A 22,670-nucleotide genomic window follows, 5' to 3' on the forward strand; every position below is an offset into this window, starting at 1 on the left:
CTGCGGACACGACTGTGGCGGTCACCCTGACCAGGGTGACCGCCACAGTCGATCCGGGTCTCAGTGGTCTTTCTTCTCCTGTTCCAGCCGTTCGACTTCCTCCGCCGGGACGGCGATGGGGCGCAGCTTCGCCCACAACACGAACAAGGCCGTGAAGACGAGCAGGCCGATACCGGACCACAGGTTGATGTTGATGTCGGCCGACTTGGCGATGTCCTCGCCGCTGGTGAAACCGACTCCCATCACTGTGAGCACGATGCCGTAGACACCGGTCAGTAAGGCGATCACCAGCCGAACATCGAAGGCTTGGGCTTTGGTGCCGGAGGAGTTCGTCATGGTTACCGCCTCCTAAAAGATGATGTTGAACAGGATGGTGACGGCCAGCACGATGCCTGCGAGCAGGCCCGGACGGCGGTACCAACCCGCGTCCTCCCCGGTGGTGGAGTGCCTCAGGTTCTCCTTCGGCGTCAAAGAGTAAACCAGGCCCACCAGTTGTGCCTCCGGCTTCGGCTGGGTGGCGTAGGTGACCGCCACACTCACCACGATGTCGACCACGAAGGCGGCTCCCGCGCCGACGAACGAAGCACCCTGCCCCGGCAGGTCCCACACGCCCGTCTCGGCGAGCAGGAACACTCCGACCGCCGCGGCGGTACCGGAAACCAGACCCGTCCAACCGGCGGTGGGCGTCATCCGCTTCCAGAACATACCGAGGATGAACGTGGCGAACAGCGGCGCGTTGAAGAACGAGAACAGCTGCTGCAGGTAGTCCATCAGGTTGGCGTACGACGCGGCGATGAACGCCGTGCCGATGGCCAGCACCGTGGCGATCACGGTGACGACGCGGCCCGTCCTGAGGTAGTAGCCGTCCGGCTTGTCCTTGATGACATAGGACTGCCAGATGTCGTAGGTGAACACCGTGTTGAACGAACTCAGGTTCGCCGCCATACCAGCCATGAACGACGCGAGCAGACCGGCGATGGCGATACCGAGCATGCCGTTGGGCAGCAGGTCGCGCATGAGCAGCAGGAGCGCGTCGTTGAACGTGGCACCGCTGGGCGCGTCCTCGCCCCTCATCAGCGCGGCCTTGTTCTCGCCGGCCAGCTCGGTGACGCTGACACCCGCGACCATGCCGGGAATGATCACGATGAAGGGGACCAGCATCTTCGGGATCGCGCCGATGATCGGCGTGCGGCGGGCGGCCGACATGCTCTTCGAAGCCATCGCCCGCTGAACCTCGACGAAGTTGGTCGTCCAGTACCCGAACGACAGCACGAAGCCCAGACCGAACACGATGCCGAGTACGGACAGGAAGTTGCTGCCGAACCCGGTGAGCTGGTTACCGGGCCAAGAGCTCAGCTGTTCGGCCCCGCCCGGTCCGGCGGACACCTTGTCGACCAGTCCCTGCCAACCACCGACCTTGACCAGACCGACGATCGTCAGCGGCAGCAGGGCCGCCACGATGACGAAGAACTGCAGCACCTCGTTGTAGATGGCGGCGGACAGGCCCCCGAGGGCGGTGTAGGCGAGCACGATCACGGCGGCCAGGATCACCGAAACCCAGATCGGCCAGCCGAGCAGCAGGTTGATCACCAGGGCGAGCAGGTAGAGGTTCGCGCCCGCGATGAGGATCTGTGCCAGCGCGAAGCTGATGCCGTTGACCAGATGCGCGGGTTTACCGAATCGGCGCAGCATGAATTCGGGAACGCTGCGCACCTTCGAACCGTAGTAGAACGGCATCATCACGATGCCCAAAAACAGCATGGCCGGTACCGCGCCGATCCAGAAGTAGTGCGCGGTCGGCATGCCGTATTGGGCACCGTTGGCCGACATACCCATGACCTCGATCGCGCCGAGGTTGGCGGCCACGAAGGCCAGACCTGTCACCCACGCCGGTAGTGACCGTCCGGACAGGAAGAAGTCGAGACTCGTCGATACCTGCTTGCGAGCCAGGTAGCCGATACTGAGGACGAGTACGAAGTAGAAAGCGAGCAACAGGTAGTCGATCGCGTTGGCATCAAGCCGCAGGTCCGCTTCGGCGAGGACATGCACGGCCCACCTCCGGTGTCAACAACAGTCACACATTTGATTGAGGACCACTACGCGAATCACCGTCGACTTCACGTACTGGGAATCTTGTTCGTTGCCACGGCAGCCGAATAAGAACGGATACCGTGGAATCAGCGGTTGTTTTCTTCCGATGCCTACACCTCCCGGAGTCTGTGCGCGACGTCCTCGGGGAGCACGTCGGTGATGAAGGCGTTCATGCCCGACTCGGAACCAGCCAAGTATTTCAGTTTGTCGGCCGAGCGGCGCACCGAGAAAAGCTGGAGGTGCAGGTAGCTCAGATCCTCGTCGTCGGTGACGGGCGCCTGGTGCCAGGCCGAGATGTAGGGCAGTGGTGAGTCGTAAAGCCGGTCGAATCGGCGGAGTACGTCCAGGTACAGCCGGGCGAAATCGTCCCGTTCGGCGTCGTTCAGCTCGGGGATCGTCCGGACGCGCCGCAGCGGGTAGAGGTGCACCTCCACAGGCCAGCGGGCGGCCGCGGGGACGAACGCCACCCAGTGCTCGGTCTCAGCGATCACCCGCAGCCCCGCCTGTCGTTCGGCGGCGACGACGTCGCTGTGCAGGTCTCGTCCGGTGCGCTCGCGGTGTCGGCGTGCGACGTTCAGCATTCGCCGGGTTCGGGGCGTCACGAACGGGTAGGCGTAGATCTGCCCGTGTGGGTGTGACAGCGTGACACCGATCTCGCGGCCCCGGCTTTCGAAACAGAAGACCTGTTCCACGCCGTCGAGCGCGGACAGCTCCGTGGTGCGGTCGGCCCAGGCGTCCACCACCAGGCGGGCTTGCTCGGGGCTGAGGTCGGCGAAACGGGCATTGTGGTCGCTGGTGAAGCACACCACCTCGCAGCGGCCGAAACCGGGGCGCACGTCCACCAGCGGGTGAAGTACGTCCACGTCGTCGAGATGCGCTCCCGTGGACAGGCTGGGGAAGCGGTTCTCGAAGATCGCCACGGTGTATTCGGAGGCCGGGATCTCGGTCTGGTGGCCGTCTCGGGAAGGGCACAGCGGGCAGTCGCTGCGAGCCGGCATGAACGTCCGGTTCTGCCGATGGGACGCCATCATCACCCACTCGTCCAGCAGTGGGTCCCAGCGCAGCTGAGAGGACGTGCTGACCGGAGGCAGTCGGCGGGGATCCGGGGGAGCGGGCACGTCCTCGCCGTCGGCGGCGAAGTACAGCAGTTCGCGGCCGTCAGCCAACTTCGTACGCGTCCTCTGCACCGGGCTCAGGTCCCTTCGAACTCACTCGATCTGCCGAACTGATTTATTCAATCATAAAGCAACAGAAACCAACAGCAGCGTCCGCGGTCGGTCTTTGGCCGGGCAACTCGGCCGGTCGGGCTGCTCGCGTGGGCTCTGCTCACGGGCGGTGTTCACGGACAGTGTTCGCTGTGTTGGCGACGGGGAAGGTAGTTCGTCCGGTCCATCTGTTGAAACCTGGTCGGTAGTGAGTACAAGTGTTGACACTCGGTGGTCGATATGTGTGAAATGCTTCACGCCGGAGTGAGATTCGTGTGAACACCGGCGTGTCCGGCGTCGGCGATGAAGCCGGCGCGGTCTTTTCGCGAGGAAGGTGTTCGACTGTGCTGTCACTCGCACCACCGACTCGACCACGCGGCCGTGGACTCCGCTCACGGAGTCTGCTCGCCGCCCTGTGCGCACTCCTGGTCGCGGCGGCTCTCACGCCGACGGCGGCCGCCGAACCGACGCAGGACTGGACCAGGGGAGAGCCACGGTTGGTGACACCGTGGACTCACGACGTATCCCCCGACAACGCGCTGCCGGAGTATCCCCGGCCCCAACTGACCCGTGCGCAATGGCACAACCTCAACGGCGTCTGGGAGTTCGCGGGCGCGAGCGAGGGCGATCGACCGCCGTTCGGCGAGACCCTCCCGGAACGCATCCTCGTGCCCTATCCCACCGAGTCGGCCCTGTCCGGCATCCAACGGCACGAGGACCACATGTGGTACCGCCGCACCTTCCACGTGCCCGACCAGTGGCGGATCGGTGAGCACAACCGTTTGAAACTGCACTTCGGAGCGGTCGACCACGCCGCGACGGTGTATGTGAACGGCCACGAGGTGGCCTCGCACGAGGGCGGTTACGGTGCGTTCTCCGCGGACGTCACCGACGCGTTGACGAGTTCCGGGGAACAGGAAATCGTCGTCGGCGTCACCGACCGCACCGACGCCACGTGGCAGCCGGTCGGCAAGCAACGTCGGGTTCCCGACCGCGGCATCTTCTACGAGAGCGCGTCCGGCATCTGGCAGACCGTGTGGATGGAGCCGGTACCCGCGGGCCACGTCGACACCCTCGACATGGTGCCCGACCTCGACTCGTCCACGTTGCGGCTCACCGTGAACACCGAAGGTGACACCGACGGCATGACGGTGGAGGCGGTGGTCCGGGACGGCCGCCGTGTCGTCAGCCGCACGCAAGGAGCGCCGGACGAGCCGCTGGAGTTGTCCGTGCCGGACGCCAAACTGTGGTCGCCCGACTCGCCGTTCCTCTACGAACTCGACGTGGTGCTGCGGGACCGACACCGCCCGGTCGACGAGGTGTCCTCGTACTTCGGGATGCGGGAAATCGGCACAGCCCTGGGCGAGGACGGCAGACTGCGCATCACGCTCAACGGCGAGGTCCTGTTCCTGTTGTCCACATTGGATCAGGGGTATTGGCCCGACGGCATCTACACCGCTCCCACCGACGAGGCGCTGCGCTGGGATCTGGAACAGCACAAGCGACTCGGCTTCAACACCGTGCGCAAGCACATCAAGACCGAGCCCGACCGGTGGTACTACCACGCCGACCGATTGGGCCTTTTGGTGTGGCAGGACATGCCGTCCATGCGCACGGGAGAACGGCCACCGGCCCATGCCGCGGAGCGGTTCGAAACCGAGCTCCACGAACTCGTGGAACAGAAGAAGAACTGGACCTCGATCATCGGCTGGGTGCCGTTCAACGAAGGCTGGGGCGAGTGGTCGCGCGAGGACACCGGCCGCATCGCCGAGGAGGTCGCCGCGCAGGACCCGACTCGACTGGTCAACGCCCACAGTGGGGTCAACTGCTGTGACTCACTCGGCGACTCGGGTGCCGGACACGTCATCGACTGGCACGCCTACGTCGGCCCGGCCACACCGATGCCCGACGAGACACGCGTGTCGATCGACGGCGAACACGGCGGATTCGGCCTGGAGGTCGACGGGCACATGTGGTTCGGCGAAGGCCACGCCTACCAGATGCTGCCCGACTCCGACAGTCTGACCGCCGCGTACGTGGACAACCAGCGGGCCGTGCTGCAGGCCGCGCGGTCGTGCGCCATCAGCGGCGCGGTCTACACCCAACTCACCGACGTCGAACACGAGGTCAACGGCTTTTTCACCTACGACCGGCAGGTGGAGAAGATGGACTTCGACGCCGTGCGCGAGGTCAACGAGGAGATCATCGCCGGAGCCGACGGTTCCGGCGACGGCGGCACCGAACCCGGCCCCGGCACGCCGGGCCTCGACGGTGTGCACGCCTACCCGTTCGACGACGGTTCCGGATCGGTGGCCACCGACGCCGTCGGTGACGCTGACGCCACGCTCACCGGTGCCGAATGGACGGACGGTGTGCGTGGTGGCGCTGTGTCCTTCGACGGTGCGGGGGAGGTCGACACCGGGGCGGCGCTGGTGGACACCGCGGGAGACTACTCGGTGTCGGCATGGGTGAGACTCGACGAGGCCGGTGACGGATTCCAGACCGTGGTCAGTCAGGACACCGGCACCGACAGCGCCTTCTTCCTCCAGTACTCCGGCCAGGACCAACGGTGGGCCTTCAGCTACGCCGGGCTGCGGGCGTTGTCGTCGGAGAAACCCGAACCCGGACGCTGGTACCACCTCACCGGGGTGCGTGACGCGCGGGCGGGCACGCTCTCGCTCTACGTGGACGGCGAGCCGGCGGAACACGAAAGCGCGTGCACACCCCAGGAGGGCAGCGGCAACACGGTGATCGGGCGTGCCCAGTACGGCGGGGAGCAGGTGGACCACCTGCGTGGTGACGTGGACGAGGTCCGCGTCTTCGACAGGGCGCTGACGAAGGAGGAGGTCGCCGAGTTGGCGCGGAGCTGACACCGGCCCGGCTCAGCGGACGCGGCGCGCTCCCTGGGCCGGGACGGCGGTGAATGCCCGCGGCTCGCTGTAGCCCGCCTTGTCGAACGCCGTACGGACCGCGTCGACCACCGAGTCGGCGCGGTCGCTCGGCACGAGCGCGATCACACAACCGCCGAAACCGCCACCGGTCATCCGGGCGCCCAGCGCGCCCGCGTCGAGTGCGGCGTCCACGGCCGTGTCGAGTTCCCCCACGGTGACCTCGTAGTCGTCCCGCAGCGAGACATGGGAGGCGGTGAGCAGCGGTCCGATGCCGTCGAGGTCCCCGTCCCGCAGCTTGCGCACGACCTCCGTCACCCGGGTGTTCTCGGTGACGACGTGCCGCACGCGGCGGCGCTGCACGTCGTCGTCCAGCCGTGACAGTACGGCGGGAAGGTCCTCGGCGGAGACGTCTCGCAAAGCGGTGACACCCAGGGCCGCGGCCGCGTCCTCGCACGTCCGGCGACGCTCGGCGTACTCGCCGTCGACCAACCGGTGCGGGGCACGGGTGTCGATCACGAGCAGCGTGCGGCCCTGTTCGGTCGGATCGAACGGCACCTGCTCGGTGACCATCGACCGAGTGTCCAGGAACAGCAGGTGGCCCGCCGTGCACGTCATGGACGCCATCTGGTCCATCACCCCGCACGGCATCCCCACGAAGTCGTTCTCCGCCCGCTGAGCCAACCGCGCGAGTTCGCTGGCCTCGATCCGCAGGTCGAACAGGTCGTTCAGCGCGTAGGCCACCGCGCATTCCAAAGCCGCCGAGGACGACAGCCCCGCACCGGCCGGGACGTTGCCGTCCACGGCGATGTCGACACCACCGACGGCGTATCCGGCCGCCCGCAGACTCCACACCACACCGGCGAGGTAGGCGGACCAGCCGGTGACCTCACCCGGGGCGGCATCGAGGTCGACGGTCACCGGGGAATCCGGTTCCTGCAGCGACAGCATGCGTATCCGGGAGCTCTCCGTCCGGGCAACCGCCGCGTGCACGCCTTGGGGAAGTGCCATGGGCAGCACGAAACCGTCGTTGTAATCCGTGTGCTCGCCGATGACGTTCACCCGGCCCGGGGCGGACCACACGCCGTCGGGCTGCCGGCCGAAGGCGGTGACGAAAGCCGTGGACACCTCGGTGATGTCGAGCAGGGTGGCTGTGCTTCCTGTGTTTCCTGCGTTCCCGGTGTTTCCGGAGTTCTCGGTGTTCCTGGTCATGCGCTGGGCTCGCTTTCCTGAGGAGGGTTCATCTCGCTCGCCGCCGCGGTGTTCACGTCGCTCGAACCACCCGCGACCTCTGCCACGATGAGTTCGCCGACACGGTCCCGCAGAGCCTGACGGTGTTCGGGAGCGAGGCCGGAATCGGTGATGAGCACATCGGCCGCCTCGATGTCGGCGATGGTGCTGATGCCCAGTACGCCGTACTTGGTGTGGTCGGCGAGTACCACGAACCGGCGGGACGCCTCCACGAACGCGCGGTCCGTCTCGGCCTCCATGAGATTGGGGGTGGTGAAGCCGCTACGCACGTCCATGCCGTGCACGCCCATGAACATGATGTCGAGGTTCACCGACCGGATGGCGGTGACCGCGAACGGACCGACCAGCGCCTCCGACGGTGTGCGGATGCCTCCGGTGAGGACTACGGTCTGGTCGGCACGGGGTCGGCTGGAGAACAGATCCGCGACCTGTACGGAATTGGTGACGACGGTGATGTCCGGCAGGTCGCACAGCAGCTGGGCGAACGTCCACGTCGTGGTGCCGGCGGACAGCCCCACCGCCATGCCCGGTTCCACGAACCGCAACGCCTCGGAGGCGATGACGAACTTCTCGGCGTTCTCCCGGTTCGACTTTGCCGCGAACCCGGGTTCCTCGGTACTGCGCCCGCCCGGCAGGACTGCGCCGCCGTGCACCTTCTGCAACTGTCCCTGCTGCGCCAGCACTTCGAGGTCGCGGCGCACGGTCATGTCGGATACGCCGAGTCGCTCGACGAGTGCGCTCACCCGCACGGCACCGGACCGGCGGAGCTCCTCCAGAATCCGCGACCGGCGTTGGCTCGCCAACATCGGTCTGCCCTCCTCGCGCTCTCCCGCTGCCGATCCTGCCCGGCACCTACTGGCACAGGATCGCACATTTTCACAAGCGTATCGGAATACCCTTCCGGCGGTCGACAGGGCAGAACTCGCTGGTAACAACGGTTTATGGGGTTCGGTGGGGTAGAGCCCGGCGTCACATCGATGTTGGAAACGATGCAGCATCGCAACATAACCGAACAAGCCCGCCGTCGACGTAGACTTCCCTTCGCCACGATCGTCACGGCGGAGGAAGGCACGTCATGGCTCTGACCGATATCGAACTGCGCACACTCTCAGGTGAGCCCGCGACTCTCGCGGGACTGGGGGCGAAGGCCCTCCTGGTGGTCAACGTCGCGTCGAAGTGCGGGTTGACGCCCCAGTACGAGGGGTTGGAGCGTCTGCACCGGCGCTACGCCGACCGCGGATTCGCCGTAGTCGGTTTTCCGTGCAACCAGTTCGCCGGTCAGGAACCCGGAACGGCCGAGGAGATCGCCCAGTTCTGCTCCACCACGTACGGCGTGAGCTTCCCGATGTTCGCCAAGATCGATGTCAACGGGCCCAACCGCCATCCCGTGTACGCCGAGCTGACGCGGCATCCCGACGCCGACGGTGAAGCGGGCGACGTCCAGTGGAACTTCGAGAAGTTCCTCGTCACCGGCCAGGGCAGCGTGCTCGCCCGGTTCCGGCCTCGTACGGAACCGGAGGCGAACGAGATCGCCACGGCGGTGGAAGCGGCGCTGGCGCGGGACTAGCGGACCGGCCGGGCCGGTCGGACTGGGTCGGCGGGTGCAGCGGTCGGATTCTTCCCGAAGGATCCGCCGATCCCGCGGCGGTGGCGGGGAACGACCGAGATCGTCGTCGCCTCCGCCACGGCCGCGGTCAGCAGATGGTGCGCAGGTCGACCGCGGCCGCCATCGCGGCGAACCCGGCGTCGTTCGGGTGCAGATGGTCGCCCGGGTCGTAGGCGGGAAGGATGCGGCTCGGATGGGCGGGGTCACGCAGCACGGCGTCGAAGTCCACCACGGCGTCGAACTCACCCGAGTCCCTGATCCACTCGTTGACTGCCTGGCGGTCGGCCTCGCCTGCCTCGGTGTAGTACGCGGCGCCCTCGAACGGCGTCAGTGTCGCGCCCACCACCGTGATCCCGGCGGCGTGGGCGCGGGCGATGAACTGGCGGTAGACGGCGATGAGCTGTTCCGGCTCCAGCGCGCCCTCGCTGTTGCCGATGTCGTTGATGCCTTCGAGCAGTACCACCGTCTGTACTCCCGGCCTGCTCAGCACGTCCCGGTCGAACCGGGCCAGGGCGGAGTCGCCGGAGGCTCCGGCGTCGGTGAGCAGCCGGTTGCCGCTGATGCCGCTGTTGAGCACCCCGCACCGGTGAGGACCAGGGCGCGTCAGGAGCCGGTCGGCGACCTGGTCCGGGTAGCGCAGGTTGGCGTCGACCGTCGAGATCACGCCGTCAGTGATGGAATCGCCGAAGAACACCACGGAACCACGGGCGCGGGTCGTCACGTCCACCCCGGTGAGGAAGTAGCGTGAGGTGTCGAGCTTGTCGAACGCCTCTCCTGCGTCGGCGGTGACATCACCGGAGGCGGCGAACGATGTGGCGTACCCCGCCCGGTGGGTGGTGGCCGGGCCGGTGGGACCGGGCAGGTACATGCTCACCACGAGATCCGAGTCGTCCGGCACGGACACGTCGACCGGGTCGGACATCCAGTCGGCGCCCGCGGGGATCGTCACCGCGGCCCGCCCTCCGAACGTCACCTCGGTGAGTGCCTTGGGGTCGACCGTGGGGGTGCCCGCCGCGTCGTCCGACCTGGGGGCGACGGTGACCGCCGCCACCGTGAGCGGATCGGTTCCGTAAGCGTTGCTGATCCGGACTCGTACGGCGTCACCACCGACCGACAGGTGAGCCACTTGCCGCAGGGTGGTGTCGGTGAAGCCCTCGGCGGAGGGGCCGCTCGCGGCGGCCGTGGTCATGGCGGCGTGCCAGCTGCCGATCCACTCGGAGTGGCCCGGCGGGGTGGCGTGAGCGGCCGGGGGAGTGAGCAGTGCCAGGGAAGTGGCAGCACTGAGCAAGCCAATCGCGATACGTGACCGTGTTCGTCTCATCACCGACGTCCTTCCTCCCCGACTTCGCGGGCTGACTCGTCGATCACTCATGACAACACCGAGTGGTGCCGGTCACAAGGAGTCAGCGGTCAATGGCGCGACGGTAAGACGAATGGCGGCGTAATCGGGATGAACGGTCTGGACCACTACTCCGAAGGGGCCCGCGTAGGGGAACGATTGCGGCACTCCCGGCACGGAGAGGGCGAACGGCGCCGATGTGCGAACGGCCATACACACGTTTGGGTGAGTGTTTCGCCGGGGTATCTCCTGAGCGGCCCGGCGACCGTCGGGGCCGAGAAACACCGAAACACCGTGAGTGATCTGTAGTTGGTCGGAGAGCCGATGGAATGGGAACTGGGACCGGGAGATCCGGAGACGCGGGGGCTGCAACACTACGTTCGCAGTGCCGTGGAAACCCTGGGGCTGACCGGGGACTCGTCGTACATCCAATCCGAGCCGTTGAGCCTATACCTCGCGGTGGACGGGCACCTGCCCGACTTCCCCGACCGTGACGTCGCCCTCCTGTGGGACGAACGGCACGGCTGGGCGGGCGCGGTCGAGGCGGGATGCGGTGAGGACCTGATCGTGGTGAGCTACCTCGGCGGCGACCCGCTACCGCCTCCCAGCGCCCTGGCCTCCTACACCTCGGCCCTTCTGCGGGGGCAGGCGTACGGACAGTCGACGCCACCCGAGTTCCCCGTGCCCGAGGTTCGCCGTGGACTGCGCTGGATGGCGCGCAGCGCGGGTCTCGCGGGCCTTGCGGAAGACCGGAACCGCTGGACCGCCGCGCCGGTCGGCAAGGTCGGCTGAACGACCGGGCGGCTGTCGGGGCGGCCGCCTGATTCCGTGGACCGGGCATGGGGCGAACGGCTGAGTCCTTCGCGATGAGAAGTCCGTGAAACTGCTGAAATCGTGGCCGTGACATTGGAGTCGGGGGTGACTCTCGTTAACGTCCGTGCCGACAGGCTTACGGAAGGTGCGAGCGTATGGCCCAGGGCTTCTCGATCGTGACCGCAGCGATGTGGCTGAGCCGAGGAGGGGCGAACGTCGACCACCGCGGTTCGGGCTCCCTCGTCTCGCCCCCGTCGAATTGATGTCGGGAAGAACACGCGCGACGGCGGGGCATGTGGCCAGACTGGACAACGGGCTGCGTGTGGTGGTCGACCCCGAGTCCACTGTGCCCTCTGTGTGCGTCGCGGTGGTGTACGGGGCCGGCACCCGGTCGGAACGAAGGGACCAGGTGGGGCTCGCGCATCTGGTGGAGCACCTCATGTTCCAGGGCTCCACCGGCGTCGGGCCGGGGGAACACGCGCGGCTCGTGGAGCGGACCGGGGGTGTGTTCAACGCGGTGACCCGCTCCGACGACACGGTGTACCACCAGGTGGTGCCGCCGGGCGCGTTGCGACAGGTGCTGTTCTGCGAGGCCGACCGCATGCGTGGGCTGCGGGTGACCGAGCAGCACTTGCGACGTGAGATCGAGGTGATCGCCGGTGAATTCCAGTCCACGGTGAACAACGTTCCCTACGGGGCCTTCCCTCGAAGCGCCCTGAAGGCCTTGCTGTTCGACCGGTTCGCCAACACCCACCACGGTTACGAGGACATGGCGCGACTGGCCGAGACCACCGTCGGCGACGTCGAGCGGTTCCTCCATGACCACTACGTACCGGGGAACGCGGTGGTGGCGGTGGCCGGGCAGGTTGATCCGGAGGAAGCACTCACCCTGACCGATGCCTACTTCGGCGATATCCCGGCCGCGACGTCAGCACCCCGAATCGACGCGGCCGAGCCCGAACCGGCCCGAAGCCGGCATGGTGAGCAGCATGATCCGCTCGCCCCGTTCCCCGCGGTGGCGGCGGCTTGGCGCGTACCCGACCCGATCCACGACCTGGAGGCCTTCCTTCCGTACGTGGTGTTGGCCGAACTCCTGGTCGGAGGCCGAGCGCCGCTGTCGCAGCGGCTGGTGCACGACGACGGTGTCGCGGTGGCCGTGGACGCGGCGGCGAACCTGGTCGGCGACCCATTCGGGGTACGTGATCCCACAGGGTTCTGCGTGGCCGCTTATCTTCGTCCCGGTACCGACGCGGCACGGGTACTCGCTGCCGTCGACCGGGAATTCCACTCGGTCGCCGATGTCGGACCGGGGCCGGACGAACTCGTCCGCGCTCGGGGTCGACTCACCGCACGGTTGGCCGGGCGTCTCGACGAAGTGTCCGCGCGAGCCGTGTGGGCGGCCCGGTTCGCTCTCCAACGGAACGAGCCCACCTTCGGCGGTAAACTTCTGCGCCGTCTTTCCTCGGTGGACGAGGACGACGTTCGCGCGGCCGCGGCGTCACTTCGCTCGCGACCACGCGCCACGGTCGAACTCACCACGGAGGCGACGGCATGGACGGCATGACCGCGGCCGGGGCGATCCCACCCGTCGAGCCGCTGAACTCGGTCAGCGTTCCCAGTCATGACCGGGCCCGGCTGGCGAACGGGCTGTGTGTCCTCGCCGCGGCGAGGCCGGGCCCGCTGGTCGAGCTGAGGTTGTGCGTGCCGCTCACCGGCGCACCGGCCGTCGCCGCCGTGTTGGCCGAGACCCTTCTTTCGGGCAGAGAGCGCTTTCCGCACAGGTTGGACGCCATCGGCGGCCACCTGTACGCGGCTGCGGGCGCCGACAGCCTCGTCATAGGCGGACATGCGCTCGCCACACACACCCGTGAACTGCTCGACCTCCTCGCGGAGGTGCTCCGGACACCCCACTGTCCGGAACCGGTCGCGAACGCCGCCCGCAACCGGATCGCCGACGCGCTCCGGGTGGCCGGCAGTGAACCCGCCCTGGCCGTGCAGGAGGCACTCACCACCGTTCGGTACGCGGGCCACCCCTACGGAGAGTCCGCGCCCTCTCCCGAGCGAGTGCGGCAGGTGAGCACGGACGAGGTGCTCGACCTCCACGCGTCCCGGTTGCGGCCGGACTCGGCGACCCTCATCGTGGTCGCCCCGGAACCGGTCACCGACACATTCGAGGCGGCCTCCGACGCGCTCGCCTCTTGGCTCGGAGGGCCGGAGCCCGTACCCTCCGCTCCACCGGTGCCCCCACCACGCCCGGGGTCGTTGACCCTGGTGCACCGTCGATCGGCGGTGCAGTCGTCGATCCGTCTCGGGCTGGACGTCGTCGGCCTGGGGCACCCCGACTTTCCCGCCGTGGAGCTGGCCCATCTCTCCTTGGGAAGCATGTATTCCTGCCGGCTCGTGGAGACCCTGCGGGAACGCCACGGCTGTGCCTACACGCCACGCTCGGTCCTGGTGCATCAGCGCCAGGCCAGCCAACTGGTGGTGTCGGCTGACGTCTCCCCGCAAAGCACCGCCACCGCACTCGACCTGATCCGTCAGGAACTGCGTCGCCTGGCGACCGATCCCGTTCGAGGAGCGGAACTGGAACGCGTCCGAGGATGTGCGCTCGGCAGGCACACACTCACCATGGGCTCCTCCGCACAATTGGCCGACCTGATGCTGCTGCTCGCCGACCAGGGAGTCGAACTCGACTGGGTCGAGCGACACCTACGGCACCTGAACACCGTGACGGAATCCGATGTGGAATCCGTGGCACGGCGTTACCTCGACCCGGAGCTGGCCACGGAGATCGTGTTGGGGGACACAGCGACCCTCCACGCGCAACTGCCCGAGTCCCAAACGATGGTGCATCGATCGACGGACCGGTAATCGAGTGGGATCAGTCGACTGACGGAGGACGAGGCCGCGCCGCCGTTCCTAGCATCGACGGCGTCGTGACGAGCGACGTGGAGGAACGGTGAGCGATCCGGACAAGGTGACCGTGTCGGTGGCCGTGCCGGTCGAATGGACATGGCACCTGCTGTCCGCCCCGCAGTGCTGGCCGTGGTTGGTCGGCAGTGCCGTCTCCGTGGAGTTCACGGGACGTGCCAACGGCCGGACTCGGTACCGACTCGGACACGCGGGGACCGACTGCGACATCGAGACGATCGCGGATCCCACGTCCTTCACCATGGAAGTACGTTGCGGGGAACGCACCGTGCTCACCTGCGCCGTCGCTTCCGCGGGTGAGCTGTCCACCGCCACCTGGGCACTGTGGCCCGAGGCCCCCGCCCCGGTCGCGGAGTTCTGGCGCAAAGCCGACGCGTGTGCTCCCACGATCGAGAAGACGAGCCACATCGTCGAGATCGCCCGCACATACGAGGACCCGCTCGACAAGGCGCGGGCACTGGCACCGATCTCCCGTGGCCGGGCCCAGGACTCCCTCCGCGCTCGCACACTCGACCCCGCGGTGGTCGCGGCTCTGCGTGAGTGTGGAATCTTCCGCATCGGACTGCCCCGCTCGCTCGGTGGAGCGGACCTGTCCGGCCGGACCGTCGTGGCCGTCATCGAGGAACTGAGCCGAGCCAATGCGGCCACCGGGTGGTGCGCATTCATCGGCAACCAGAACGCCTACGCCGCATGGTTGCCACCGAAGACGTTGGCACGAATGTCCGGGGAGAACGGGTCGTTCGTGCTCGCGGGCTCGACGGCGGTGACGGGCACCGCCGAACCGAGCGGTGACGGGCACTACCGCCTCAACGGGCGCTGGCGTTTCAACAGTGGCTGCCTGCACGCCGACTGGATCATGGCGGGCGTGACCGTGCCGGCCGACGACGGTACGCGGGTACCCCGATTGGCGTTCGTGCCGTGGAGGAAGGCCGAGGTACTCGACACGTGGCACGTAGCGGGGCTGGCCGGAACCGGCAGCCACGACATCGTCCTCAACGATGTGGACGTGCCCGCCGACTTCATCGCGCCGCTGTTCACCGAACCGTCCCAGTCGCCCGACCCGTTGCATCGGCTCAGCCCTTACAACATCCAGGGCGTGCTCATGATCGGGTTGCCGCTCGGCCTGGCACGCCGGGCACTGGACGAGCTCACCGCGCTGATGTCGTCGCCCACCGTGCCGTGGGCGGAGGAGACCGCCATCGAGTTCGCGCGACTGGAAACCGCTCTCGCCGCCGCCCGCGCGCTCGCGCTCGACACCGTGGACGAGTACTGGGAGGAACTCTCCCTCGAACCACAGCTGGCACCGCGGTCCGCGGCACGACTGGCACTGGTGTTGCGGCAGGCCGTGGACACGGCCAAACACGTGATCGAACAGGTGTCGAGGTCGGTGGAACACGTCGGTTCCTTCGAAACGTCCCGCACGCTACGCGGGTTGCTCCGTGACTGTTACGGCGCGGGCCAACACCTGGCCGTCAGCGACGACGTCTACCGGCGCAATGCGCTGCGGCTTGTCGGACATCCCGATGCGACATGAACGGGCAAGGAGCCACAGTGACGGGAACGATCTCCGTGGACGAGCGATGTGGCCCATCGGCGGCGCAGGCGGTGGACGCCGCACGCCGGGCTGTGGCCGCCACGCAGGACGGTATGTCGGTGACGACCGCGCTCCGGGAAGCGGGGCTGCTCGATCTGTCCGCGCCGTGGCGCGCGGCGACTTCACCGGAGACACTGCTGCACGTCTGTGAACACATCGGCCATGAGGACGGCCCGATGGGCAGGCTGTTCGTGGCCGCACAGGCCGCCGCCGTACTCCACTGGGCGATTCCCTCGCTGCGGGATGGCGTGGACGAGGGCGCGCACGTCGCAGGTGCCGACACGGTCAGCGGTGTGCTCGAACCCGGCGAGGACGGCCTGCTGCTCACGGGACGTTGGCACGAGGTCCCGGGAGCGGACTGCGCCGACTGGGTAGCGTTGCCGTGCCGCTGCGGACCACGCGAGCTGGTGGCGCTGCTCCCGGCCGCGTCCGTGCGCAGGGAGGCTTCCGTCGACTCCGGACGGTTCGACGACACCGCCGCACCGGACGTGGTGTGCGACGAGGTCACCGTGGCTTACGAGCAGGTCGTCGATGTGACCGGACCCCAGTTGTCTCGGCACTCCCGGTCGCTACCGATGCCGCTGCACACCCGGCAGGCCGCCACCGGTGTGCTTCTCGGAATCACTCGCCGGGCCGTGCGTGAGTTCGTCGCGACGGCCCGACATCGGTCCCGGGCGGGATCGGTCGAGCGCATGATCGAGCAACCGATGTTGCAACGTGAACTCAACCGATCCGTGCAAGGCTTCCTGGCCGCGCGGGAACTGCTGATCGCCGAGACGGCGAGGACGGCAGCGGTTCCCGCGGCCAATATGACGCCGTCCCGTGGAATCCGGGTACGGCTGGCCGCGGCGCAGTTCCACGCACAGCAAGCGGCTCTTGCGACGGTGCGGTTCGTCTTCACCAAGGCCGGAGGCAGTTCACTCTACAGTGGACACCCATTGGAGCGGGCTTGGAGAGAAGTCGAATCACTGTCCTCGCACTCGGTTTTCGGTGCCGCGGCCGAAGGGGAGGTCGCTCGTACGCAATTCGGTGGATATCCACGATTTCCCGTGCTGTGACGGTGAATGCGTCCCGGCACATTCGTGGACAAGTTGTCGGAGGAGATCGTTGATCTGATGGATGAGGCGCCCGTGAGCACGGCATAACGTGGAGCCCGCAAGCTCATCGAGCATGAGGAGAAACCAATGAGCACTGTGGAAAAGTTCGCTAACTCCACTGCGGACGAGACGCTCAGCCCGCTGCAGGTGGGCGCCGCTGTCGGCCCGGTCCTGGCCACCCCGGCCTACGCCGGCTACGCCGCCGGTGCCGGTGTCGTGTTCACGCTGGGTCTGATCACGGACCTGGTCGAGAACCACCACGCCTCCGAGGTGTCGCCCACCGGCCCGGTTCCGGAGTCGGGCTCCGTGGACGAGCTGCTCGGGATGCGGGTCGACAGCATCAAGTGAGTGATCGGGTGTGGTGTCGCCCGTGCGACACCACACCTCATTTCCTCGAAAGACGAGTACAAGGAAGGCGACCGTGGCCCTCATCGAGTCCCTGGAGAAGCGATTCGCCTCCGCGATCGACCGTAAGGAACAAGACCGCGCTTTCCGCCGGGTCGAGCAGTTGACCGGACTGGGCGCGGCCGTGTCGTCGCTGGAGTACCTCGCCTCGTCTCGTGACTTCGACCGGGGTGAGCTGCTGAGCTGGGACGTCGCACGTACCCGGTACCGGTGGATGACGGGCCGACCCGCGAAGGCCCTGGGCGTGGTGTTCGACAAGCCGGGTATCCAGGCGCTGTTCGGATTACGGGTGATGGCGGCGGCGACGTTGCTCCATCCGCGTTCCTCCTCGTCGAGCAAGACCGCGGCGGCGACCTACCTCGCGGCGACCAATTTCGCCGTGCACGCCCGCAGTCCTTACGGCTCCGACGGATCGGAAGCCGTGCTCACTCTCTCGTTGACCAGCATCGCGTTGGGTCGTTGGTTCGGTTCCGACGCCCGCGCCCGCCAAGCCTGCCTCTGGTTCATCGCCGCGCAGTCGTGCCTGTCGTACGGCATCGCCGGAGTCGCCAAACTCGTCTCCCCGGTGTGGAGGGACGGAAGCGCCGTGCGCGACATCTTCCGTACCCACATGTTCGGCCACAAGCGCGCGTTCGAGTTCCTGCGTACTCGCCCCAAACTCTCTCGTGCGGTCGGCATGGGCACCATCGTGGGCGAGATGCTCTTCCCCTTGGTGCTTGTCGCTCCCGCTCCGGTGGCCCGTGCGCTGCTGGCTACCGGAGCGGGATTCCACGCGGGCAATGCCGTCCTCATGGGACTCAACCGCTTCGTATGGGCCTTCCTCGGTACTTACCCGGCGGTGATGTACTGCTCCCGCGCCCTAGGACGTAGGAAGAAAGAGGCTTGAGGGTGCGGTTGGAAGGTGAGGCCGGCCTCGTTGGCCACATCACCAGGAAGCACGCGGGCAAGATCGCCGGCGCCGTGCTGCTCGGTCTGGTGGCCGCTGTGGCCGGCCTCGCCCAACCCGTCTTCATCGGGCAACTGATCGCCACGGTGGAGAACAGCGCGCCCCTGGCCTGGCCGATCGTGATCGTGCTGCTGCTGTTCGCAGCGGAGGCCACGCTGAGCGCGTTGCAGGCCTACGCCATGGGGCGCACCGGCGAGAGCATCGTCTACCAGACCAGGACCGTGCTGGTCGATCGCGTACTCGGAGCCGACTACCGCGCGTTCGGTAAGCACCGGATCGGTGACATCTCGTCCCGCATCATCGCCGACACGGCGATGCTGCGTATCGCCTTGTCCCAGAGCCTGTCTTCCATCGTCGTCGACACCGCCATGGTGCTCGGCGGGGCCGTGCTGATGTTCCTCATCGACCCGTTGCTGCTGGGGATCACGCTCGGCTGTCTGGCGGTCGCCAGCGTTCTGTCCCTGGTCCTGGCCCGCAGGCTCAAGGTCGTCGCCACCCAGCAACGCACGATCATGGGTGATTTCGGCGCCGACCTGCATCGAGCGATCAGCGCGCTCGCCACCGTGAAGTCCTCCGGAGCGGAGGACTTCGAGAAGGATCGGATCGGCAAACTCGCTTTCGCGGCTCGCCGGTCCGGCATCAGGGTCAGTGCGCTCGGGGCGCTGCTGGCGCCCGCGATGGGCATCGGTATGCAGGTGTCGCTCGCCGTCGTCATCGTGACCGGGATGAGCCGGGTGGCCACGGGCTCACTCAGCGCCGCCTCGCTGACCGCGTTCATCATGTACCTGTTCTACCTGGTGTCGCCCCTGATCACGCTGTTCATGGCCATCGGACAGCTTCAGCAGGGCAGGGCGGCGATCGGTCGGATCAGCGAACTGGCCGACATCGAGCAGGAGGCCGAGGTGCGGTCCCCCGTCTATTCGGTGGACACCGTGAACCTGTCCGAACAAAGCCACGACGAAGTGAGATTCGAAAGGGCCAGTTTCAGCCACGGTGACACACCGGCGTTGCGGAACGTCTCGTTCACGGCTCCGGGCCGGGGGCTGACCGCGATCGTCGGTCCCTCGGGCTCCGGTAAGACCACGTTGTTGCAACTGCTGATGCGGTTCTACCCGTTGGAGGATGGGCGCATCCTCATCGGCGGGCAGGACATCAACACGATCCCGGTGCGAGAATTGCGCAAACTGGTCGGCTACGTGCAGCAGGAGAGTACGGCACTGCGTGGCACCATCGCCGACAACCTCCTGTACGGGCAGAGCGGAGCAAGCGACAGTGAGCTCGAACGCGCGCTGGCCCTCAGTGGGTTGGAACCGGTCGTGCGGAGGCTGCCCAAGGGCCTGAACACCGAGCTCGGTGAAAGCGGTGCGGGGCTGTCCGGCGGTGAGCGCCAGCGGTTGGCGGTCGCGCGGACCTTGCTGCGTCGACCGTCCGTCCTCCTCCTCGACGAAGCGACATCCAATTTGGATTCGGAGTCCGAGCTGATGCTGCGGAACACCGTCACCCAGATCGCCCGTGAGTGCACGGTGATCAGCGTCGCCCACCGGCTTTCCACCATCGTGGACGCCGACCGGATCGTGGTGATGGACGCGGGCGAAGTGCGGGCGATGGGCACACACGAACAGCTGCTGCAGGACAGCCCGCTGTACCAGCGGTTGACCTCGATCCAGTTCGGTGGCCCGTCCGGCCGTGCGGAAACGGTATCGGGCCAAAACTGTGCGGTCGGCTCGCTGCGCGGCTCACTTCCCCTGGTGTAAGGAGGTTTGTGGACCTATGCCACCCGCGTTGAAGGACGACTCGTCCGATACGCTCGTCCGCCTCGGTGACGGCCGACGGTTGCACGTGTCGTTGCGAGGCACCCCGACGGACACGCCCACCGTGGTGTTCGAAAGCAGTCTAGCCTCACCTCTACAGGTGTGGGAGTGGGTGCGCCGCGGCTTGCCACCCGAGGTGCCCACACTGGCCTACGAACGCGCGGGGTGCGGCTGGAGCGATCCCGGTCCGCGACCGCGGACGGTGCCCCGGCTGGCGGATGACCTCGACGAGCTGTTGGACGCCGTGGGGGTCACCGGGCCGGTCGTGCTCGTCGGACACTCCTTCGGCGGCCTCATCGTCCGCCACTACGTGGGACGACATCCGCATCGGGTGGCGGGTGCGGTGTTCGTGGACGCGCTCCACCCGTGGGAACTGCGGCGTTCCGCCACTCAACGGCGTGGAATGGCCTGGTTGGAGCAGTCACTGAAACTGTCCGCTCTGCGGGCGAGTCTCGGCCTTGCCCGCAAGCGGATCGAGGAGCAGTTCGTCGACCTTCCCGACGAAGCCGCACGGACAGCCAGGGCCCAGTTGTACCGGGCGGCCTTCTGGCGCACGGCCGTCTCGGAACTCGTCTGGTGGAAGAACTCCGATCCCACGCAGGTGGAGGTGGGAACGTTTCCCGACGAGTTCCCGCTCGGGGTCGTGATCTCGGGGGAGTCCCTACGCAACGACGTGGCTCATCAGAGGTTGCAGCAGGACTTCCTGTCGTGGTCCCGGAATTCCTTCGCGGTGCCGGTGCGCGAAGCCGGGCATTTCGAACTGATCCTCAACGCACGCTGGGCCCAGCTCGTGTCCCAGGCCGTGACGGCGGTGCTCCAGCCGAGAAACGAAGTCCCGGTGTCCGGTGCCGGAGAAGGAGCCAACTATGGCGAGTAGGAAGGCCAGAGGCGCACTGTATGCGTTGTTCGCCACGTGGTTCGGGCTGACCGTGGCGGGCCAGAAACTCTATCGCGACCAGAGCAAGCCGAGCTTCTGGGACAAGCTCTACCTCATCGTCACCGACTGGAGGTTCTTCGCGCCCAACCCGGGGATCCACGACCACCATCTTTTGATGCGCGACAAGTTGTCGGACGGGACGCTCACGGAGTGGCGCGAGGTCAGCCACGTGGAGGAGCGCACTTTGTTGCACGCGGTGTGGCACCCGCACCGCAGGGCCGAGAAGACGGTGTTCGACACGTCGGCGGAACTGCTGCGATTCATCGGACAGCGCGGACCGAACAACGGTAACGCCGACCCCACCGTGCAGCTGTCGGTGCCGTACCTGACGTTGCTGGCGCACGTCGCCACCCGACCACACCATCCCGACGCGGTGCAGACCCAGTTCCTGATCGCGGTGTCGGGCGGGTACGACGAAGAGGACGAGCCCACGATGGTGTTTCTGTCGGAGTTCCATGCCGTGGCCCCGAATCACGAGCGTTCGCACCAGGAGGCGGGCGCCGACACGGCGGTGGAGCGGCGGACACGGTGACGACGGCACGTGGTGAGGTCGCCGATGTGGTGGTCGTCGGCGCCGGACTGGCGGGTGCGACGATCGCCGCTTTGTCGGCGGGCCGTGGTTACCGGGTGCGGGTGCTGGACAACGGTGGACGGGCCGGGAACAGCGGTGCGGAGGCGCTGCCCGCGGGCGTGCACTCGGTACTGGAGGAATTGGGGCTACGCGAGCAGATCGTCGCGGCCGGCGCTCGCCGCTCGGAGTACGCGGTGCTGGACTGGGGCAATGGCTCGGCACCGTGGCGCAGCCCTGTGACCGGACCCGGGTCGTACGACCATGGTTACCACGTCGACTACGCCGCACTGGTGGAACTGATCCGGCGTCGCGCCGGTGAATTGGGTGCCACACTGGAACCGTCCGTCACCGTTACGGGACCAGTCGTGTCGAACGACGTCGTGACCGGTGTGTACGTCCGTGACCGGGGCTCCGACGACGGTACACATCGGATTCCGGCCCGATTCGTGGTCGATGCCAGTGGCGAGGATCGCGTGATCGCAGGCGGATTCGGTGACCGGGTGTCCGATCCGGCGTCGACCCGGCACGTGCACCGCACTCGACTGTCACCGGAGCAGGCGACCGGCGAACCCGAGGTGTTCCACACCGAAGCACAGGCAGACGGGGCGTTGTGGCGGTGGGTTCTTCCCTGTGCGGACTATGTCGAGGTCGGGCAATTGCGTCGGCCCGAACAGGACCGTGACTCCACCTGTACTGTGTGGACTCCTTGGAGTTCTCAGCGCATCGCGGGACCCGGTTGGTTGGCGGTGGGCGATGCGGCCGGTGTGTCCGATCCACTGTTCTTGTCGCCCGCCACGGTCGCCCTGCTCGCGGCTCAGGCCGCCGCAGAGATGTTGCACTCGGTGCTCTCCGGGCTCGCCGACGGTGTCGAGATGTCCGCTCGTTACGTCGACGCCTACACCGAGACCCTCCGGTGTACGCGGGAATTCGCCGCGTTTTGTCTCGACCCTTCGCGGCAGCGGCAGACGGAGGCGGAGTTGGTGCGGGACCTCACCGGGATGTTGAACTCGCGTGAATTCGGACCGGCGCTCGGCCGGACTCGTCGGGCGCTGGAGGGAAATGGTCCTCTGTTCGACTGCGAGTGCCCGGAAGGTCCACTCGTATCGGCGCTGGAAATGCCGCTCCCGCGGGGCTAACAATCGTTTACTTGATGGATGTGTAAAGCGTTTCCGCCAGTACGCTGGT

The 22,670-nt window shown here is 67.2% G+C and carries 19 protein-coding genes; 13 read left to right on the forward strand and 6 right to left on the reverse strand.

Features of this window, described 5'->3' with window-relative positions; translation table 11 throughout:
- Nucleotides 1-60: 60 nt before the first annotated feature.
- The 3 genes from M7H19_RS17925 to galT all read right to left on the reverse strand — a co-directional run bounded on the left by M7H19_RS17925 (nucleotide 61) and on the right by galT (nucleotide 3,278).
- The gene (locus M7H19_RS17925) at nucleotides 61-336 is read right to left on the reverse strand and encodes a hypothetical protein (protein ID WP_298183106.1); all 276 of its coding nucleotides are present in this window, start codon (nucleotides 334-336) and stop codon (nucleotides 61-63) included.
- Nucleotides 337-348: 12 nt separating this feature from the next.
- Nucleotides 349-2,049, reverse strand: a complete 1,701-nt coding sequence (locus tag M7H19_RS17930) for a sodium:solute symporter family protein (protein WP_298183109.1) — start codon at nucleotides 2,047-2,049, stop codon at nucleotides 349-351.
- Nucleotides 2,050-2,201: 152 nt separating this feature from the next.
- Nucleotides 2,202-3,278 (reverse strand): galactose-1-phosphate uridylyltransferase, encoded by a 1,077-nt coding sequence (gene galT / locus M7H19_RS17935; protein WP_298183112.1) that lies wholly within the window; start codon nucleotides 3,276-3,278, stop codon nucleotides 2,202-2,204.
- 362 nt (nucleotides 3,279-3,640) lie between these two features.
- Here galT and M7H19_RS17940 point away from each other — a divergent pair, with 362 nt between their 5' ends.
- Nucleotides 3,641-6,166: a LamG-like jellyroll fold domain-containing protein gene (locus M7H19_RS17940; RefSeq protein ID WP_298183115.1), complete on the forward strand. Its 2,526-nt coding sequence runs from the start codon at nucleotides 3,641-3,643 to the stop codon at nucleotides 6,164-6,166.
- 12 nt (nucleotides 6,167-6,178) lie between these two features.
- On the opposite strand, the gene galK is transcribed toward M7H19_RS17940, so the two are convergent.
- A complete protein-coding gene (gene galK, locus M7H19_RS17945) occupies nucleotides 6,179-7,396 on the reverse strand; it encodes a galactokinase (RefSeq protein ID WP_298183119.1) in 1,218 nt (405 codons plus the stop codon).
- Entirely contained in the window at nucleotides 7,393-8,241 is an 849-nt protein-coding gene (locus M7H19_RS17950) for a DeoR/GlpR family DNA-binding transcription regulator (RefSeq protein WP_298183122.1), read from the reverse strand. Before M7H19_RS17950 ends, galK begins: the two co-directional genes overlap by 4 nt.
- A gap of 269 nt (nucleotides 8,242-8,510) precedes the next feature.
- On the opposite strand from M7H19_RS17950, the gene M7H19_RS17955 reads away from it, so the two are divergent.
- The gene (locus M7H19_RS17955; RefSeq protein ID WP_298183125.1) at nucleotides 8,511-9,002 is read left to right on the forward strand and encodes a glutathione peroxidase; all 492 of its coding nucleotides are present in this window, start codon (nucleotides 8,511-8,513) and stop codon (nucleotides 9,000-9,002) included.
- A 127-nt stretch (nucleotides 9,003-9,129) separates the two neighbouring features.
- Here the strand turns inward: M7H19_RS17955 and M7H19_RS17960 are convergent, their stop codons facing one another.
- Nucleotides 9,130-10,362, reverse strand: a complete 1,233-nt coding sequence (locus tag M7H19_RS17960) for an SGNH/GDSL hydrolase family protein (RefSeq protein ID WP_298183128.1) — start codon at nucleotides 10,360-10,362, stop codon at nucleotides 9,130-9,132.
- A gap of 342 nt (nucleotides 10,363-10,704) precedes the next feature.
- Between M7H19_RS17960 and M7H19_RS17965 the strand changes: the two genes are divergently transcribed.
- The 11 genes from M7H19_RS17965 (at nucleotide 10,705) to M7H19_RS18015 (ending at nucleotide 22,621) form a co-directional block, all read left to right on the forward strand.
- Nucleotides 10,705-11,172, forward strand: coding sequence for a DUF6292 family protein (locus tag M7H19_RS17965; protein ID WP_298183130.1), 468 nt, complete (start codon nucleotides 10,705-10,707; stop codon nucleotides 11,170-11,172).
- Between the two features lie 316 nt (nucleotides 11,173-11,488).
- The gene (locus M7H19_RS17970; protein ID WP_298183133.1) at nucleotides 11,489-12,757 is read left to right on the forward strand and encodes a pitrilysin family protein; all 1,269 of its coding nucleotides are present in this window, start codon (nucleotides 11,489-11,491) and stop codon (nucleotides 12,755-12,757) included.
- Nucleotides 12,745-14,064, forward strand: a complete 1,320-nt coding sequence (locus M7H19_RS17975; protein ID WP_298183136.1) for an insulinase family protein — start codon at nucleotides 12,745-12,747, stop codon at nucleotides 14,062-14,064. Before M7H19_RS17970 ends, M7H19_RS17975 begins: the two co-directional genes overlap by 13 nt.
- 88 nt (nucleotides 14,065-14,152) lie before the next feature.
- Nucleotides 14,153-15,658, forward strand: a complete 1,506-nt coding sequence (locus M7H19_RS17980; RefSeq protein WP_298183138.1) for an acyl-CoA dehydrogenase family protein — start codon at nucleotides 14,153-14,155, stop codon at nucleotides 15,656-15,658.
- A gap of 17 nt (nucleotides 15,659-15,675) precedes the next feature.
- Entirely contained in the window at nucleotides 15,676-16,776 is a 1,101-nt protein-coding gene (locus M7H19_RS17985) for an acyl-CoA dehydrogenase family protein (RefSeq protein ID WP_298183140.1), read from the forward strand.
- Between the two features lie 126 nt (nucleotides 16,777-16,902).
- Nucleotides 16,903-17,163 carry a hypothetical protein gene (locus M7H19_RS17990; RefSeq protein ID WP_298183143.1) on the forward strand — a complete coding sequence of 87 codons (261 nt, stop codon included), beginning with the start codon at nucleotides 16,903-16,905 and terminating at the stop codon, nucleotides 17,161-17,163.
- 73 nt (nucleotides 17,164-17,236) lie between these two features.
- The gene (locus M7H19_RS17995) at nucleotides 17,237-18,106 is read left to right on the forward strand and encodes a hypothetical protein (protein ID WP_298183146.1); all 870 of its coding nucleotides are present in this window, start codon (nucleotides 17,237-17,239) and stop codon (nucleotides 18,104-18,106) included.
- Nucleotides 18,107-18,108: 2 nt separating this feature from the next.
- Nucleotides 18,109-19,920 (forward strand): ABC transporter ATP-binding protein, encoded by a 1,812-nt coding sequence (locus M7H19_RS18000; RefSeq protein ID WP_298183265.1) that lies wholly within the window; start codon nucleotides 18,109-18,111, stop codon nucleotides 19,918-19,920.
- Between the two features lie 16 nt (nucleotides 19,921-19,936).
- Nucleotides 19,937-20,854, forward strand: a complete 918-nt coding sequence (locus M7H19_RS18005) for an alpha/beta hydrolase (protein ID WP_298183149.1) — start codon at nucleotides 19,937-19,939, stop codon at nucleotides 20,852-20,854.
- Entirely contained in the window at nucleotides 20,844-21,446 is a 603-nt protein-coding gene (locus M7H19_RS18010; protein WP_298183152.1) for a hypothetical protein, read from the forward strand. The genes M7H19_RS18005 and M7H19_RS18010 overlap by 11 nt, the downstream gene beginning before the upstream one ends.
- Nucleotides 21,443-22,621: a tryptophan 7-halogenase gene (locus M7H19_RS18015; protein ID WP_298183155.1), complete on the forward strand. Its 1,179-nt coding sequence runs from the start codon at nucleotides 21,443-21,445 to the stop codon at nucleotides 22,619-22,621. The genes M7H19_RS18010 and M7H19_RS18015 overlap by 4 nt, the downstream gene beginning before the upstream one ends.
- The last annotated feature ends 49 nt before the right edge of the window (nucleotides 22,622-22,670 follow it).

Source organism: Saccharomonospora sp. (assembly GCF_027317685.1).
In the GTDB taxonomy this organism is placed as follows: Bacteria; Actinomycetota; Actinomycetes; order Mycobacteriales; family Pseudonocardiaceae; genus Saccharomonospora.